Here is a 17434-nt window from a genome sequence, read left to right on the forward strand (position 1 = left end):
TGCTTCCGGTTGGGTCCGCGCTGTATCGAATGACGCCGCTCATGCGCTCGCCGCCACGGCTGAGCCGCTCACGCTGCGCGCCAATGCAAGCACCGCCCACGTGACGATGCCGAGCACGATCGAAAGTCCGGCCGCCGTCATCATGTTCGCGTTCAGCGTGAACTCGGTGTAGATGGTCATCGGCAATACGTCGATGTCGGTTGCGAGCGTGAATGCCGTGCCGAACGCGCCCATCGCGGTCGCGAAGCACACTGCGCCCGCCGCGATCAGGCCGGGCGACAGCGCGGGCAACACGATGTCGCGCGTAATGCGCCACGGCGACGCGCCGAGCGAACGCGCGGCTTCTTCGAGCGATGCATCGAGCTTGGTTGCCGACGCCATCACCGTGACGATCACGCGCGGAATCGAGAAGTACAGGTAGCCGAGAAAGAGGCCGCTCATCGAGTAGGCGAACACCCAGCGGTCGCCGGTGAGCTTGAGCGACAGCGCGCCGATCAACCCCTGGCGTCCCGCGAGCATGATGACCATGAAGCCGACCACTACGCCGGGAAACGCGAGCGGAAACGTCAGCAATGCGAGCAGCGTGCGCTTGAACGCGAACTCGCGACGCGCGAGCAGCAACCCGGCGATCACCGAGAGGACTAACGTGGCCGCCGTGACGGCCGCCGACAACACGATCGTCGCGCCGAGGCTCGACATGTAGCGCGGATTGGTCAGCATCGCGCGATAGGTGGCGAACGCGTGGCCGTCGCCGCTCAGTTGCGCGAGGGCGCCCATCGGCAACAGCCAGAACGCGATGAAGACCGCTAGCGCCGGCGCGATCAATGCAATGCGCCAGCGCAGTGGGAACGTAATGTCGTTCAATGCATCACCTGCAGATAACGCTCGCCGAAGCTCGACTGCTTCTCGGCCATCTTGCCGAAGTCGACGGGTTTTGCGCGTGCGTACTCGGTTGCCGGCAGGAATTTTGCGGCGGTCTGCGCGCTCATCGCATTCGCGCGAACCGGGCGCAGATACGCATCGGCCCAGAGCTTCTGACCTTCGTCGGAGAGCACGAAGTCGAGCACCTTCTTGCCGTTCGCTTCATGCGGCGCGCCCTTCACGAGGCTCATCACGTACGGCACGGAGATCGTGCCTTCCTTCGGGATCACGAATTCGACGTTCGCATGATCCTTGTATTTCGCGCGATAGGCGTCGAAATCGTAGTCGAGCAGAATTGGAATTTCACCGGACATGACGCGCGCGTAGGCGGTCTGCTTCGGCACGATCGGCGCGTTGGCCTTGAGCTTGCGAAACCAGTCGAGGCCCGGTTCGAAGTTATCGAGCGTGCCGCCGAGCGCCTGATTCACCGCGACCGCGCCTGCATAGCCGACGAATGCGCTCGACGGATCGAGATAGCCGACCATGCCTTTGTACTCGGGCTTGAGCAGGTCTGCCCACGAGCGCGGCACGGGCTTGCCTTCGAGCGCGTCCTTGTTGACGAAGAAGCCGAGCGTGCCCGAGTGGATCGTGAACCAGTAGCCTTGCGGGTCTTTCATGTTGGCGGGGATGTCGTCCCAATGCGCGGGCTTATACGGCTCGACGACGCCCTTGTCTTTCGCCTGGAAAGCCGATGAGACGCCCAGATACACCACGTCCGCCACCGGGCTCTTTTGTTCCGCCATCAACTGCGCGATCGACTGGCCGGAGTTCTTGTTGTCGAACGGCACGCGAATGCCGGTCTTCTGCTGGATCGCCTTGATCTGACTTGCCCAGTCGGCCCATTCGGGCGGGCAGTTGTAGCAGATCGCGGTTTCATCGGCGTGGGCCGTTTGCGAGGTGACGGTGGCAAGCGCGGCGGTCACGAGCGTACCGGCGCACAGCGCGACGGCGGTGGATTGGGCGAGGCGGCGCATCAGCGGTGAAACTGCCGATGCAAGGCGTACGGAAGAGCGGATCACTGCGGTTCTCCTGGAATGGAAGAGAGCGGGTGGTTCAGGTGGATTGTTCAAGGTTGGAGATGAAGACGCTGGCCGACATGCGTCGCGCCCGCGTCGTTGCGATTTGAAATTGCGGCGATCGTGGCGCCTTCGCGCAAGCTGTGCGGCAGCGTCAGTGCAAGCGGCGTTTCGCCGAGATCTTCGAAATTTGCGGTGACGCGTGTCAGCAAACGGCGCCATGCGGCACAGCCGATCTCACGGTTCGGCGCGCAGACGCTTGCGAGCGGCGGCGACAAAAGTTCGCCCATTGCGAGACCGTCGAATCCCAGAATCGACATATCGCGCGGGATCTGCAGACGCGCCCGGCGCAGGCCGCGCATGACGACCATTGCGAGCAGATCGTTACTGCAGAAGAGGGCGCTTGGACGGTTCGGGCCGCTCGTCAGATGCGTGAGCACCGCCGGCGACAATTCGTCCGCGTTGAAGTCGACTTCAAGCGCGGGTGCGGGCGAGAGGCCGGCTTGCTGCATTGCTTGCGTGTAGCCGAGATGCCGCTGCCGCGCGCGGTCGGAGGCAGCGAGCGTGCCGGCAAGCATGAGGATGCGGCGATGGCCGTGCGCGATCAGCATGCGCACGCCTTCGTAGGCGGCGAGACGGTTGTCCACGGACACCGACGGACGGCGCACCGTGTCGTTGTGCATCAGCACATAGAGCAGACCGTCACGGTCGAGCTCGTCGAGAAGGGGATGCGTGTCGGCGTCGGCGACCGTCAGGATCAGGCCTTCCACGCGATGCTCGCGCAGCGTTTGGATGGCGCGGCGTTCGCGTTCGGCGTCGTACTGGGTGGTCATCAGCATGAGCCGGTAGCCTTGCGCGGCCGCGAGTTCGTCGATGCCTTGCAGGCACTCCGCGAACACAGGGTTGGCAAGCGTGGGCACGATCACGCCGATCAGGCGCGTGCGCTCGCCGCGCAGTTGACGGCCGAGCGGGCTGGGGCGGAAGTTGAGCGCGTCGATGGACTGGCGCACCTTGTCGAGCGTGACCGGATTGACGGTGTGCGGCGCGTTGATCGCGCGCGAGACCGTCGCGATGGAAAAGCCCGCGTGCGCAGCGACGTCCTTGATTGTCGGGGTCATGATTTCCGCTCGGTTGTAAACGTTTTCAGGAGCGGATTATCGGAAAGGTTTGTGACTTGGCGATGACTTCTGTTTCGGTTGCGGATTGTTTCGTTTGAAGTCGAGCGGGGGCGGTGAAGTGCGGTGCGGGTGTGTTGGCGTTGCCGGTTCGATCGGCGGCGCTGCGCAGGTTTGGCCGGCCAGGCGGCCAATGGTAGAATGCGCGTCCACGCATTTTGACCACCCTCGCCGGGGTGATGAAATTGGTAAACATAGCGGACTTAAAATCCGCCGCCTAACGGCTTGCCGGTTCAAGTCCGGTCCCCGGCACCACGCTGTCTCCCAACGTTCGCCATATTGGTCAAAAACCCTAAGTCCGGGGTTTGCAGCGTTTCGCTTTGCTGCCGTTGTCCATTGTTTCCCATTGGCACCCACAGGAAGTGGGGGCATCGCTGGGGGCAGAATTCACATGAGGGGCGTCAAAAATGCTCCCACGCGCTGATGCCGGGACGGATGTCGCTGCGCGCGCTGCGAAGCCGGCGAGAAAGCCTACAAAAGGCGACATCCGTGCGCGACTTGCGCTGAAGTTGATCTTTCGGCATCGGGCTCCGCGCCCGAACTGTGTGACATCATGAACGCGATCATTCGGCGGAAGGTGTAGCGACACTACAATCTCGATGACGAGCCACCATCGTTGAGCTCACCCGACGATGCTTATCACCTCCTCGATCGTCATGTCGCCAAAGTACTCCACGAGCAGCGGAAACAATGCGGCGTCGTATGCAGCACAGTGCTTCTCCTTGAAGATGTCGAACTGCCCGTATCGCGCGACAACGCTGGCTTCGGCTGCAATGCTCGCCGACTCGAAGAATGCTCTTGCTTGGGTGATGATGTTGGAGTCCATGCGAAGACTAACGGAAGCGTCGATAAAAGCTTGAGGTTAAGTTGGATGCCGCCCTGTCGCAATGGGAAGGAACAACTCATCAGGGAAAATTCGCATAGTGGTCATGTGTCCTTCTTGATGGCCGAGAGCATCGACTCAAGCGTCGGCGCAATGTCGGCTGTGTAGTAAGTCAGCGGCGCTCCGGCAGGCGTGGAAATCGCACAGTTCATCATTGATCGGCTCCTCTGTAGACGCGGCAATCGTAGCCACCCCGGCAGTGTGTGAGGTACCATACTCAAACGCCACTCTCACCGAATTGAACACCGCCCATCATGCCCGCCGCGAGCGGGCTTTCGCACATTCAGCATTTAAAACTGAGGTGTGAAATGGCAGGTACAGCGCGGCGCCGGGCGGATCGGGCGCGACTCAAACATAAACGTAGGGACTGGTGGGCCGGGAAGCCGAAGAAAACTGACGTACAAATCGGCCGCCTGATCGACACTCCCACCCCTTGCAGCTGCTGGATGTGCGGCAATCCGCGGCGCCATCAAAAGGACCGTCTCTCCATCTGCGAGCACCGCTGGTTTCAGGAGGTCGGCGATGAGTCGTAGCAAACGGAAGAATCCAATTCTCGGTAACACGACCGCTGAGACCGAGGCGCCCGAGAAAGCAAAATGGCACCGCTGACATCGGCGCGAAGAACGCGCGCGGCTAAGCTCCCAAGGTGAGGACTACGTCGAACGCAGTCATCGTGAACATTCGGATCCATGGTCGATGGAAAAGGACGGGAAGAAGTACTGGGGTGATGCGATTAGCTTCAGGCACATGCGCAAGTGAAAGGAAGTGTTCAAGAACGTCGAGCGACGCAGCGAGTCTTTCCCGGTGGTTGAATACCTCAGGGAATTGGGTGAAAAGAGCGCTGCTCCGTCTACAGTGCGCGGCCAGAAGACGAGATGTACTTTGCCTGCCGGGCAAGATCACGCCCCGGTGCCGACAGCTTCCACAAGCGCGCCGCGCGCTCGTTGTTCATCTCTAACCATCCTTAACAGTGCGCCATTTCGGTCCACCGTATTCTTGCTGGCTGAGAAATCGGGGGATCGCATGAAATATCCGTACGACTTAGTCGCAGGCAGCGTGTTTTTCACTTTGGCAGTCGTATGTCTGGTTGCGCTGCTGGCTTGCTGACTTCTATACCCGTCGCTTTGCCTTCTGTTAGTCGTCTGGGCCAATGGAGCGAAACCAACGCACACAGCCCGGTTCCGGCTGCGCGTTGACTCGGGCGCGACCGCCGTACATGCAAAGAACGATCGAGCCGCCGGTGCGATACTCCGCCGAAGTGCTCGCAACCGACGCAGGGGCGCGGATTGCCGTATCGGTCGAAATGGGGCGGTTTAACGTGGCGCCTCCAACGCATGCTAAGGCAATGATTCCGAGCAAGACGAGTGTCCCGAGTGAATTGCATCTGCGGCCGCAGCGGTAATGACCACCACGGGCATAGGCGTCCGCACCGAGGATCAACTACGCTGCAAATGTCCACCGAAACTACGTTGATTGCTTGATCATAGTGCTGTCCAGGACGGCATCAACTGGTCGTGCACGAGAACGTCAGCTCTGCCTCCTGGGGCGTCCATCCACGGACGCCGTGCGTCTGCATATCGACTTGATGCATCAGCTTGCCCTGCTGCCGACAGTATGCGTCCGCCCGTTGCAGGCTCGACGCCTTGACCTCGCCCCATGCGGTCATGCCGCCTCGGACCTGCGTGGTGACTGTGTAGCGGCCGTCGCCAGCCGGCGTGATGTCGGATATGGTGGTGCATGCGGCGAGCATGGTCAGTGCTGCCAGCGCTGTTTTCGTTTTCATTGTGATCCCGTTGCTTGCGGATTGTGCAGCTATGAGTTGACGCGTGCGCTGCTCGTCAACAGTTTTGGTGGGTATTCCAACAGTTTCCAACGTCTGAGCGCGCGTCAGCAATGCGCGCTCACCAAATACAGTCATCGACGGAACCCGCTCGCCCTCGACGCCAGAGGGAACGTTCTTCCTTCCTCAGCCCCGATCACCGCGTATGCGGCATAGGAAGACAACGACCGGGGCATCCGCCACCGGCGTTCAATATGCATCGGCCACCGGTCATTCTGGCCTGAGTCGCCGTCCTTCGCGCCAACCGTGCAGGCGGTAGTGCAAGACTGGATCTTCTCCGGCCTCAAAGACGTCGGGATTAGCTAGCAGGTACTGCTGCGGGTCAAAGTCCGCAGGAATCACCGCTTTTTGTGCGCTGCAATTATTGAAAGACGAGTCTATGAAGCTGTCAGGAATATTGAAGCCGCTGTATTGGTGTTTCACCGGCTCGCCGGTGATCATGTCGTTCATTTTCGAAAAATAGATCGAGCCATAGAACGGGTCGGATCTGAACGGACGATAGTACGCGCAGCCTTCGAAGTAATAGTGTGTCACTTGCGACCAGCGAGTCTTTTCTTTGTTCTTGTGCTCAAGACCGCCATGCAACAAGTTGGATAGCCAGATGACGCTCTCGCCTTTTTTTGGTGTGAAGATGGCCGGCTTTGCTCCATGGGCTTCGATCAATGCGTCCCACATCGTCTCGTAGTCCATCTTGTTTGTTTCTGTGACTGGCTCTGTGGCGCAGTAGCCGATGTGTTCGTTCGTGTAGACGGGCCATTTGTGTGAGCCGGGATAGTACAGGAGCGGGCCGGCATCTTCACCAATGTCTTCGAGAGCCGTCCATACGCCGCACATGAAGCGCTCCGGCACTGAGCTGAAGTGAATCGAGTCAGAGTGGACATGCTGCTGCGTGCCGACAGGGAAATTCAGGGTTTGAAACGGCCACGCTTGCCGTCCGAAAAGCTTGGACAGCAAGTCGATCACCTTCGCGTTCGTGGCAATTCGACGAACGTTTTCGTCGGTCTTCCATGCATCAAGGACTCGCAGGCCGACTTTGGCGTCGTACCACTTTTCCCGCCACGTGGCCCAGTCGTACTGATCGTAAAGATTTGACTTGATGGCTGCTGCAATCGCGTCAAAGTCGTCGTCGGGAAACTTGATAATTGCGTAGCCGTCGCGATTCAAATCAGTGGCGACCCTAAGCGTTTCGGCGTCGACCGACGGGGCCGCAAAAATCTGCTTGAAAAACGGGCTCTCGACGCTGGGCACACCCGGGAGCAAGTTCGTGAATTTTCCTGTCATTCTCTTTTGTTACCTCTGTGGACATCGCGGGGCGCAAAAACGGGTCGGCGAATTTTACAGCAAAGGTAAACGCCCCAAGTCGCGCGACGGACATCCATCTGCAGCGGATGTAGGGAGAGAGATAGACGCGGAGGTAGCCAAGTTTTGAGCTGGTTTTACTAGTCACTTTCTACGTCAGCAAGGTCGATGTGCTCGCAAAAAGTACCTTCGCCGACTCGATCGCGAGAAGGTTGATCAACTCCTCGCCTTTCTTTTGCCTTGGACGGCGCCGGAACCGGCCGCTAATCTTCGAAATAAGAATCCATTGCCGAGAGCAACGCCTCAGCGGCCATGGAGCGAGCCTCATCAAGGGCATTGCTCCAGGTAATGGCCTCCGGAATATCCCGGAAGGTGACCACGAATCCCCCTTCTTCGGAGCCGCCGTGCGCTTCCAAAGATGATGCGTGAGTCGTAACGTGGCTCCCGCTTCTTGCGATGTCGCTCCGCGGACGCCGTGGGTTTGCATGTCGACCTGATTCATCTGCTTTCCCTGCTGGTGGCGGTATCCGCCGCCGCCGCCCGCCCCCAATCCCAAACTGTGCACAAACCCACCCACGTAAGCACTGCACACACTGGGGAATGCCTGAACTTGAGCCGCTCCCGTCGCGCGTCGTAGAATCGTCGCACATCGGTTTGGGGGTCCAGCAATGTGCCTGGCTTCTCGTTGCGATTTCATTCGAATAATGCCGGGCCGCCCGGCGCTTTCGCGACCCGTCTCCCGGGTTGATGCGGGCGTTCGCCGCTCGCTCGCCATCGGCTTCGCGCCATGACCCCGTTGATCTCCGTCAAAAAGCTCAGCAAGAGCTTTCCCGGCGTGCGGGCGCTTCACGACGTTCAGTTCGACCTGGTCGAGGGCGAAGTTCACGCGCTGATGGGCGAAAACGGCGCCGGCAAATCGACGCTGATGAAAATCCTCGCCGGCGTCTACACCCGCGATTCCGGCGAGATTCTCCTCGGAGGACAGCCGGTGGAGTTGCAGAGCCCGCGTGACGCGCAAGCCGCGGGCATCGGCATCATTCATCAGGAACTCCAACTGATGAATCACCTGACGGTCGCCCAGAACATCTTCATCGGCCGCGAGCCTCGCGGGCGGCTTGGCCTCTTTCTCGACGAAGACAAGCTCAATGCGAAGGCGCGCGAAATCCTCTCGCGCATGCATGTGAATATCGACCCGCGCGCCATGGTCGGCAACCTCACGGTTGCGAGCCAGCAGATGGTCGAAATCGCCAAGGCTTTGTCGTTCGACTCGCGCGTGCTCATCATGGACGAGCCTACGTCAGCGCTCAACGACGCCGAAATCGCCGAGCTTTTTCGCATCATCCGTGAGTTGAAGCAGCGTGGCGTCGGCGTCGTCTATATCTCGCACAAGATGGACGAGCTCAAGCAGATCGCCGATCGCGTCACCGTACTGCGCGACGGAGAGTACGTGGCCACCGTCGCCGCCGCCGACACGAGCGTCGAGGCGATCATCGGCATGATGGTTGGGCGCACCTTGAGCGACGTTGCGCCCGCCGGGCGCGCTGCGTCGCAAGGCGAGATCGCGCTCGAAGTCAGAAACCTCCACGCCGGCCCGCTTGTGCGGGACGTGAGTTTTACGCTGCGCAAAGGCGAGATATTAGGCTTTGCCGGCCTGATGGGCGCGGGCCGCACGGAGGTCGCGCGAGCCGTGTTCGGCGCCGATCCGGTCGAGTCCGGCGAGATCTTCGTGAAAGGCGCGAAGGCCTCGATCAGAACGCCGAGCGACGCCGTCGCGCATGGCATCGGCTATCTGTCGGAGGACCGTAAGCGTTTCGGGCTCGCCACCGGCATGGATGTGGAATCGAACATCGTCATGTCGAATCTGCGCAATTTCCTGTCGCTCAACTTTTTTCTGCGCCGCGCGCGAATGCGCCGCCGCGCGTCCCATTTCATCAATCTGCTCGCGATTCGCACGCCGTCCGCCGCGCAGCAAGTGCGGCTGCTGTCGGGCGGCAACCAGCAGAAGATCGTGATTGCGAAGTGGCTGGAGCGCGACTGCGACGTACTGTTCTTCGACGAACCGACGCGCGGCATCGACGTCGGCGCAAAGAGCGAAATCTACAAGCTGCTGCGCTCGCTCGCGGACGAGGGCAAGGCGATCGTGATGATTTCGTCGGAACTGCCGGAGATATTGCGCATGAGCGACCGTGTCGTCGTGATGTGCGAGGGCCGTATCACCGGCGAACTCCCGGCGGAGCAGGCGACCCAGGAGCGCATCATGCATCTGGCCACGCAGCGCCAAACACTGAAAGCGGCGTGAGCCGCGAGAGGACGCTATGACAATGCAACCCGATTCTTCCGCGCTGACCGGCCAGCGGCGCTTAACCGGCCTGAGAGCCCGCATCTTCTCGCCGACTGCTTTGCAGAAGCTGCTCGCCTTCGCAAGCCTGATCCTGTTGCTGGTGTTTTTCAGCTTCGCGTCGCCCGCTTTCATGCAGATGGACAACATCCTCGGCATTCTGCAGGCGACGGCGGTCAACGGCGTCCTCGCGATTGCCTCCACGTTCGTCATCATCACCGGCGGCATCGATCTGTCCGTCGGCACGCTGATGACCTTCACCGCAGTCATTTGCGGCGTGTTTCTCACGTACTGGCATTTGCCGATGTGGCTCGGCGTGATTGCCGCGATCGGCACGGGCGCGATCTGCGGCACCATTTCGGGCACGCTCACCGCGAAGATGAAGATACCGCCGTTCATCGCGACGCTCGGCATGATGCTGCTGCTCAAGGGGCTCTCGCTTGTCGTGTCGGCCGACAAGCCGATCTATTTCACCGACACCGAAAACTTCTACATGATTTCGCAGGACTCGTTGATCGGTTATCTGGTGCCGAGCCTGCCGATTCCCAACGCAGTGCTGATTCTGTTCTTTCTCGCGATCGTGAGTTCCGTCACGCTCAATCGCACCGCGCTTGGCCGCTACACGTTCGCGCTCGGCAGCAACGAAGAAGCGGTGCGGCTTTCGGGCGTGAACGTCGACAGGTGGAAGATCGCCATTTACGGCCTGGGCGGCGCAATTTGCGGTATTGCGGGGTTGCTGATCGCGTCGCGGCTGAATTCGGCGCAGCCGGCGCTCGGCCAGGGTTACGAGCTCGAAGCGATTGCGGCCGTAGTGATCGGCGGGACCTCGCTTTCGGGCGGCTCGGGCACGATACTCGGCACCATCATCGGCGCATTCATTATGAGCGTGCTGACCAACGGCTTGCGCATCATGTCCGTTGCTCAGGAATGGCAGATCGTGGTGACTGGCCTCATCATCATTCTCGCGGTCTACGCGGACATCTTGCGACGCAGGAAGAGCTGACGCTCGCGACAATATCAACAACGGGAGGCGCCACAAGGCTTCCTGCACAGCTGAAGAAGAAGGGTCCACACCTCAGGAGGAGATATTTCATGTTGAATCGCAAACTATTCGGCGTCGTCATAGGCGTCGGCGCGCTCGTCGGCGGCGCGAATCTCGCACACGCGGACGAGGTCTACATTCCGCTGATTTCCAAGGGCTTCCAGCACCAGTTCTGGCAGGCGGTCAAGGCAGGCGCCGAACAGGGCGCGAAAGAACACAAGGTCAGAATCACCTTCGAAGGACCGGAGACGGAAGCCATGGTCGACAAGCAGATAGACATGCTGTCGGCCGCGCTCGCGAAAAAACCGCAGGCGCTCGGCATCGCCGCGCTCGACAGCAAGGCGGCCATCCCGCTGCTGCGAAGAGCGCAGGCCGCGAAGATTCCGGTTATTGCATTCGACTCCGGCGTAGACAGCGACATTCCGCTCACGACCTGCTCGACCGACAATCTCGCGGCCGCCGCGCTCGCCGCCGACAAGATGGCCGAGGCGATCGGCAATGCAGGGGAAGTGGGCGTCATCGTGCACGATCAGACGAGTCGCACGGGCATTGACCGCCGCGACGGTTTCCTCAACGAAATGAAAAGCAAGCATCCGAACGTCAAGATCGTCTCGGTGCAGTACGGCGGCGGGGACCATCTGAAGTCCGCCGAAATCGCCAAGGCGATGATCCAGGCGAATCCGAATATCAAGGGCATTTTCGGTGCCAATGAGGGTTCGGCGGAAGGCGCGGCTATCGGCGTCAAGGAATCGGGCAAGAAGCTAGTGCTGATCGGCTACGACTCCGGCAAGGAGCAGAAAGACGACATCAACTCCGGGTTGATGGCCGGCGCGATCACGCAGAACCCGATCGGGATCGGTAAATGCGTCGTCGATTCCGCAGTGAAAGCGCTCAAGGGCGAGAAGCTGCCGAAGAAAGTCGACACTGGGTTTTACTGGTACGACAAGAGCAACATGAACGATCCGAAAATCGCCGCAGTGCTCTACGATTGATAGATCGTCGCTTAACGAACTGCCGTCGAGGAGCGTGCTCACATGACCACGATTACCACGCTGTCCGTCAGAGACATCCGGTTTCCGACTTCGCGCTCGCTCGACGGCTCCGATGCGATGAACGCCGCGCCCGATTATTCGGCCACCTACGTGACCCTTGAAACGGATGCGCCGCACGCGCTTACCGGCCATGGGCTGACATTCACGATCGGCCGCGGCAACGAGATCTGCGTGAGGGCGGTGGAGGCGCTCGCTCCGCTCGTCGTCGGTAAAACGCTCGAAGAGATTGCTTCGGACATGGGCGCTTTCTGGCGCATGCTGACCTCGGACAGCCAGTTGCGCTGGATCGGTCCGGACAAGGGCGCGATCCATCTCGGCACGGCTGCGGTCGTCAACGCGGCGTGGGACCTGTGGGCAAAAGCAGAAGGCAAGCCGGTTTGGAAACTGCTTGTCGACATGAGCCCGGAAGAACTGGTGCGGTGCCTGGACTTCCGCTATGTGACGGACGCGATCACGCCGCATGAAGCCATCGCGATGCTGCATCGTCACGCAGCCACCAGAAGCGAGCGCGAAAACGAAATGCTCGCGCACGGCTATCCTGCGTACACGACGTCGGCAGGTTGGCTCGGCTATGACGACGACAAGATTCGCCGGCTCGCGCGCGAAGGCGTCGCTCAAGGCTGGACGCATTTCAAGCAGAAGGTCGGCGGCAATCTCGACGAGGACATGCGCCGCGCTCGCATCCTGCGCGGAGAGATCGGCCAGGACCGCAAGCTGATGATGGACGCGAATCAGGTGTGGGATGTGGACGAAGCCATCGCGAACATGCGGCATCTCGCGCAGTTCGACCCGTGGTGGATCGAAGAGCCCACGAGCCCCGACGACATTCTCGGTCATGCGGCGATCCGCCGCCGCCTTGCGCCAATCGGTGTAGCGACGGGCGAGCATTGCCAAAATCGCGTTATGTTCAAGCAGTTGCTGCAGGCGCACGCAATCGATTTCTGTCAGGTGGACAGTTGCCGTTTGGGCGGGTTGAACGAAGTAATCGTCGTACTGCTGATGGCGGCGAAGTTCGGCGTGCCCGTCTGTCCGCACGCGGGCGGCGTCGGCTTATGCGAGTACGTGCAGCATATTTCGCTGTTCGACTATATCTGCGTGTCGGCGTCGCTCGAAAACCGGGTGCTCGAATATGTGGACCACTTGCATGAGCATTTCGTCGATCCTGTCGTGATCCGCAATGGCCGTTATATGCCGCCGCAGCGACCGGGCTACAGCATTGAAATGCACGCGGCCTCGCTCGACCAGCATGACTTTCCTAACGGTCCCGTTTGGCGCCCTTGAGCGCGTTGCTGGCCTGGCCGTGTAAACTTGGCGTTCAGCGCTCCGCATTTTCAAGCGGCGCCCACGCAAAGCCACGACCATGCATCAATTGAAATACCTGAGCGGCTATCCACCGGCATTGCTGGAGAAAGTCAAAAAGCTGATTGCCGACGACCAGCTCGGCGCCTATCTCGCCGCGCGCTATCCGAACTCGCACGAAGTCCAGACGGACCGTGCGCTCTACACGTACTGCGCGGAATTGAAGCGTGAGCATCTGCGCAGCGCGGAGCAGATCGACAAAGTCACTTACGACAGCAAACTCGACGTAGTGCGTCACGCGCTGGGCCTGCATACCAGCATTTCGCGCGTGCAGGGTGGCAAGCTCAAGGCAAAGAAGGAAATCCGCATTGCGTCGCTATTCAAAACCGCGGCGCCGGAGTTTCTGAAAATGATCGTCGTGCACGAACTCGCGCATCTGAAAGAGAGCGACCACAACAAGGCGTTCTACCGCCTCTGCGAGTTCATGCAGCCGGGTTACCACCAGATCGAATTCGACCTGCGGCTTTACCTGACCCATCGCGAGTCGGCGAAGAGTCAGGCTTGATACGTGCCGCGGTTTATCCAAACGAAAACACGCGGCACGTCATGGCCTTCTCAGGCGGCGACCGCTTCAGCCATTTCGACAGCCGACGCCTTCAGCAACACCGGAATGGACTTTGATGTGGGCGTACCCGCACCATCCGCGACCGACGACAGCGGCACGAGCGGATTCGTCTCCGGGTAGTAAGCGCCGAGGCAACCGCGCGGAATGTCGTATTCGACTAGCAGAAAGCCATCTGCGTGACGTTCGATACCATCGGCCCACACGCTCGTCATGTCCACGCGCTGTCCGGCGGCAAACCCCAGCATCGCGATGTCGTCCTTGTTGGCGAACAGCACGCGCCGCTGTCCATATACGCCGCGATAACGGTCGTCGAGGCCGTAGATCGTCGTGTTGTACTGATCGTGTGAGCGGGTCGTCATCAACGTCATCAGGCGCTCGCCGTGCTGTTCTCGTGCGCGATGAATCGGCGTGTCGAGCGCGATGGGATGCACGAGAAACTGCGCCTTGCCGCTGGGCGTTTTCCAGATCCGCTCGCGCGATGCGACGCCCAGGTGGAAGCCGCCCGGGCGCTTGAGCCGCTCGTTGTAATCGTGAAAGCCGTCGATTACTTTCTCGATGCCGTCGCGAATCAGCGAGTAATCCGCGGCGTGCGCGAGCCAATCGACCTTGTCGCTGCCGAGCGTCGCATGCGCCATGCGCGCGACGATCGCAATTTCCGACAGCAGGTTCTCCGACGCCGGTTTGTTCATGCCGTACGAGATGTGCACCATACTCATCGAATCTTCGACGCTCACGCCTTGCGCAACGCCGTTCTGCAAGTCGATCTCGGTGCGGCCGAGCGTCGGCAGAATCAGCGCGTCGCGGCCATGCACGAGATGGCTGCGGTTGAGCTTCGTCGTGATATGCACGGTCAGATCGCACGAGCGCATGGCTTCCCATGTGCGCGGCGTGTCGGGCGTCGCAATCGAAAAGTTGCCGCCAAGGCCGATGAACACCTTGACCTTGCCATCGAGCATCGCCTGAATCGTATTGACCACGTCGAGCCCATGCTCGCGCGGCGGCTCGAAACGGTAGGCCTCGCCGAGCCGGTCGAGAAACGCCTGCGTCGGCTTCTCTTCGATGCCCACGGTGCGGTCGCCCTGTACGTTCGAGTGTCCACGCACCGGGCACAGGCCCGCGCCGCGCCGGCCGATATTGCCGCGCATCATCATCAGGTTCGACAGCAGCTGTACCGTCGGCACCGAGTTCTTGTGCTGTGTGAGGCCCATGCCCCACGTCGAGATTACCGCGCGGCCCTTCACGTAGATGTCGGCGAGCTTCAGCACGTCCTCGAACGGCACGCCTGCTTCGGCGACGATGGTCTCCCAGCTTTCCGCGCGCAGATCTTCGGCGAAGGCCTCGAAGCCGACCGTATGTTCGGCGATGAACGCGACGTCGAGCACGCGTTCCAGCCCGGAAGCCTGAGCCTCGTCGTCCAGTTCGATCACGCGCTTGGCCACGCCCTTGATGAGCGCGAAGTCGCCGCCGACCTTCGGACGGATGAACACGGAGCTGATCTTCGTGCTGCCCATCGTCAGCATTTCCACTGGATGCTGCGGGCTCGCAAAACGCTCGAGACCGCGTTCTTTCAGCGGATTGATCGACACGATCGTCGCGCCGCGCTTTGCGCACTCGCGCAGTTCACCGAGCATCCGCGGATGGTTGGTCGCGGGGTTCTGGCCGAAGATCAGCAGCGTGTCGGCATGTTCGAAGTCGTCGAGCGTCACCGTGCCCTTGCCGATGCCCACGGTGTGAGGCAAGCCGCGGCTCGTCGCTTCGTGGCACATGTTCGAGCAATCGGGGAAATTGTTGGTGCCGTACATCCGGACGAACAACTGGTACAGGAACGCTGCTTCGTTGCTCGCGCGGCCGGACGTATAGAACGCGGCCTCATTCGGATCGTCGAGACGCTTCAGATGGCTCGCAATCAGATCGAACGCTTCGTCCCAGCCGATCGGCACGTACCGGTCGCGCATCGCGTCATAGACGAGCGGGTCGGTCAGGCGCCCGTGCTGCTCCAACTCGAAGTCCGACTGCGTCATCAGTTCGGCGACGGTGTGCTCCGCGAAGAACGCGGGCGTCACGCGCTTGCTGGTTGCCTCGGCGGCCACCGCTTTTACGCCGTTCTCGCAAAACTCGAACGTGGATGCGTGCTCACGGTCGGGCCATGCACAGCCGGGGCAGTCGAAGCCGTCCGGCTGATTCTGTTTGAGCAGCGTGCGGTAGTTGCCGCCCGTCACCTTTTCCTTGATCAGGTTGATGGCGACGTACTTGAGCGCGCCCCAGCCCGCTGCCGGGTGCTTGTATGGCTCGATGCGAGGTTCGCTGCCGGATTCGCTGCGTGTGTCGGTTTTTTTCATGATGTTGCCGCGCGTGGTCTTGTCATGGCTTTTCGGGCCGATGTTCCAAGACTACTGTGTTCCAATCGCACTGCAGCATACAGAAAATCAAAAAGGGTAGGGATACAGTTGCTTGCGATTTGTCATAGACTGGCGTCTCAAACCATCTAGTTCCTTGAGCCACGTCTTTGAAACTGTACGAAAAGCTCGCCGATGAAATTACCGAAGCCGTGCGCCGGGGCGTGTTCGCCGCCGGTGAGCGGATTCCGTCGGTGCGGCAGGCGAGCCAGCAGCATGGCGTCAGCATCAAGACGGTGCTGCACGCGTACGCGTTGCTGGAGAGCCGCGGTATCGTCGAGACGCGTCCGCAGTCGGGATACTTCGTGCGCGAAGCCGCGCTGCACGCGTTTCGGCCCGAGACCCGGCGGGCGGGCGGCAAGCCTGCCGCGCTGGTCGCGCCCGTTGCCGCGGAAGTCGACGTGAGCCGCCTCGTTCTGTCGACGCTTCGCAGCATCCGCGCGCACGACGCCATACCGTTTGGCTCGCCGTATCCCGATCCATCGCTATTTCCGTGGCGGCGCATCAATCAGTATGCGAACGCGATCGCGCGCCGTCAGGCGAGCTGGAACCTGATCGACGATCTGCCGCCCGGCAACCCGGAACTGATCCGGCAGATCGCCCGGCGCTATACCGAGAACGGCATGCCGGTCGATCCGGACGAGATCGTCATCACGCTCGGCGCCACCGAGGCGATCAACTTGAGCCTGCAAGCGGTCGCCAAGCCGGGCGACACAGTGGCCGTCGAATCGCCGACTTACTACGCGATGCTGCACGCGATCGAGCGTCTCGGTATGCGCGCTATCGAGGTAGCGACGCATCCGGTCGACGGCATCGACATCGACGCACTCGCACAGGTCATCGAGCGGCAGAAGATCGCCGCCTGCATGGTGATGCCGAATTTCCAGAATCCGCTCGGTTTCCAGATGCCGGATGCGCGCAAGCGGCAACTCGTCGAATTGCTCGCCGCGCATCAGATTCCGGTGATCGAGAACGACGTTTATCAGGAGTTGTATTTCGGCGAGACGCGGCCGTCGGCATTGAAAAGCTTCGACACGCAAGGGCTCGTGCTGCATTGCGCGTCGTTTTCGAAGAGCCTCACGGCGTCGTACCGGATAGGCTGGGCGTTGCCGGGGCGTTATCGTGCGCAGGTCGAGAAGCTGAAGTTTTTGAACACGCTCACGACGCCTTCCGTGCCGCAAGTCGCGGTCGCCGATTATCTGCGGCAGGATGCATACGACCGGCATCTGCGGCATGTTCGCAAGGTCTACCGGCAGCAGGCGAGCATCATGACCGCGCTGGTGCGGCGTTTCTTTCCGGCCGGCACCCGTATCTCGACGCCGCAAGGCGGCTATGTGTTGTGGGTTGAGTTGCCCGAGCGTGTCGACTCGATGCGGCTTTATCAGGCGGCCCTCGCGCGCAGCATTACGGTCGGCCCGGGCATGATGTTTTCGACGCGCAACGATTTTCGCCATTTCATCCGGCTCAATTACAGCTACCCCTGGACTGCGCAAACGGAGGCGGCGTTGAAGACACTGGGCGAACTGGTGACGCAGATGGCGTGAAGCG

Annotated in this window: 13 protein-coding genes and 1 tRNA gene; 7 read left to right on the forward strand and 7 right to left on the reverse strand. The window is 60.9% G+C overall.

Annotation, left to right across the window (positions count from 1 at the left end):
* Nucleotides 1-39: 39 nt before the first annotated feature.
* From H281_RS0102125 to H281_RS0102135, 3 genes are read right to left on the reverse strand one after another with little or no spacing between them, the layout of a single operon-like run.
* On the reverse strand, nt 40-864 hold the full coding sequence (locus H281_RS0102125) for an ABC transporter permease (protein ID WP_020065443.1): 825 nt from the start codon (nt 862-864) through the stop codon (nt 40-42).
* Nucleotides 861-1940, reverse strand: a complete 1080-nt coding sequence (locus H281_RS0102130; protein WP_020065444.1) for an ABC transporter substrate-binding protein — start codon at nt 1938-1940, stop codon at nt 861-863. Before H281_RS0102130 ends, H281_RS0102125 begins: the two co-directional genes overlap by 4 nt.
* A 47-nt stretch (nt 1941-1987) precedes the next feature.
* On the reverse strand, nt 1988-3055 hold the full coding sequence (locus H281_RS0102135; RefSeq protein WP_020065445.1) for a LacI family DNA-binding transcriptional regulator: 1068 nt from the start codon (nt 3053-3055) through the stop codon (nt 1988-1990).
* A gap of 227 nt (nt 3056-3282) precedes the next feature.
* Between H281_RS0102135 and H281_RS0102140 the strand changes: the two genes are divergently transcribed.
* Nucleotides 3283-3367: transfer RNA gene (locus H281_RS0102140), tRNA-Leu, on the forward strand.
* A 367-nt stretch (nt 3368-3734) separates the two neighbouring features.
* On the opposite strand, the gene H281_RS0102145 is transcribed toward H281_RS0102140, so the two are convergent.
* From H281_RS0102145 to H281_RS0102160, 3 genes are all read right to left on the reverse strand, one after another.
* Nucleotides 3735-3938 (reverse strand): hypothetical protein, encoded by a 204-nt coding sequence (locus H281_RS0102145; protein WP_020065446.1) that lies wholly within the window; start codon nt 3936-3938, stop codon nt 3735-3737.
* Nucleotides 3939-5499: 1561 nt separating this feature from the next.
* Complete coding sequence (locus H281_RS0102155; protein ID WP_033379416.1) at nt 5500-5778, reverse strand: hypothetical protein; 279 nt, start codon at nt 5776-5778, stop codon at nt 5500-5502.
* A 267-nt stretch (nt 5779-6045) separates the two neighbouring features.
* Nucleotides 6046-7116, reverse strand: coding sequence for a phytanoyl-CoA dioxygenase family protein (locus H281_RS0102160; RefSeq protein WP_020065449.1), 1071 nt, complete (start codon nt 7114-7116; stop codon nt 6046-6048).
* Between the two features lie 805 nt (nt 7117-7921).
* Between H281_RS0102160 and H281_RS0102170 the strand changes: the two genes are divergently transcribed.
* The 5 genes from H281_RS0102170 to H281_RS0102190 all read left to right on the forward strand — a co-directional run bounded on the left by H281_RS0102170 (nt 7922) and on the right by H281_RS0102190 (nt 13430).
* Complete coding sequence (locus H281_RS0102170; RefSeq protein WP_020065451.1) at nt 7922-9433, forward strand: sugar ABC transporter ATP-binding protein; 1512 nt, start codon at nt 7922-7924, stop codon at nt 9431-9433.
* A 16-nt stretch (nt 9434-9449) separates the two neighbouring features.
* Entirely contained in the window at nt 9450-10475 is a 1026-nt protein-coding gene (locus H281_RS0102175) for an ABC transporter permease (protein ID WP_020065452.1), read from the forward strand.
* A gap of 89 nt (nt 10476-10564) precedes the next feature.
* Nucleotides 10565-11506, forward strand: coding sequence for an ABC transporter substrate-binding protein (locus tag H281_RS0102180; RefSeq protein WP_020065453.1), 942 nt, complete (start codon nt 10565-10567; stop codon nt 11504-11506).
* Nucleotides 11507-11548: 42 nt separating this feature from the next.
* The gene (locus H281_RS0102185; RefSeq protein WP_020065454.1) at nt 11549-12847 is read left to right on the forward strand and encodes an L-fuconate dehydratase; all 1299 of its coding nucleotides are present in this window, start codon (nt 11549-11551) and stop codon (nt 12845-12847) included.
* A gap of 79 nt (nt 12848-12926) precedes the next feature.
* Nucleotides 12927-13430, forward strand: a complete 504-nt coding sequence (locus H281_RS0102190; protein ID WP_020065455.1) for a M48 metallopeptidase family protein — start codon at nt 12927-12929, stop codon at nt 13428-13430.
* A 50-nt stretch (nt 13431-13480) separates the two neighbouring features.
* Here H281_RS0102190 and H281_RS0102195 read toward each other — a convergent pair whose 3' ends face one another.
* Entirely contained in the window at nt 13481-15829 is a 2349-nt protein-coding gene (locus H281_RS0102195; protein ID WP_020065456.1) for an FdhF/YdeP family oxidoreductase, read from the reverse strand.
* 167 nt (nt 15830-15996) lie between these two features.
* Between H281_RS0102195 and H281_RS0102200 the strand changes: the two genes are divergently transcribed.
* Complete coding sequence (locus H281_RS0102200) at nt 15997-17430, forward strand: aminotransferase-like domain-containing protein (RefSeq protein ID WP_020065457.1); 1434 nt, start codon at nt 15997-15999, stop codon at nt 17428-17430.
* Nucleotides 17431-17434: the final 4 nt, after the last annotated feature.

This window comes from Paraburkholderia caledonica (genome assembly GCF_000383275.1).
GTDB lineage: Bacteria > Pseudomonadota > Gammaproteobacteria > Burkholderiales > Burkholderiaceae > Paraburkholderia > Paraburkholderia caledonica.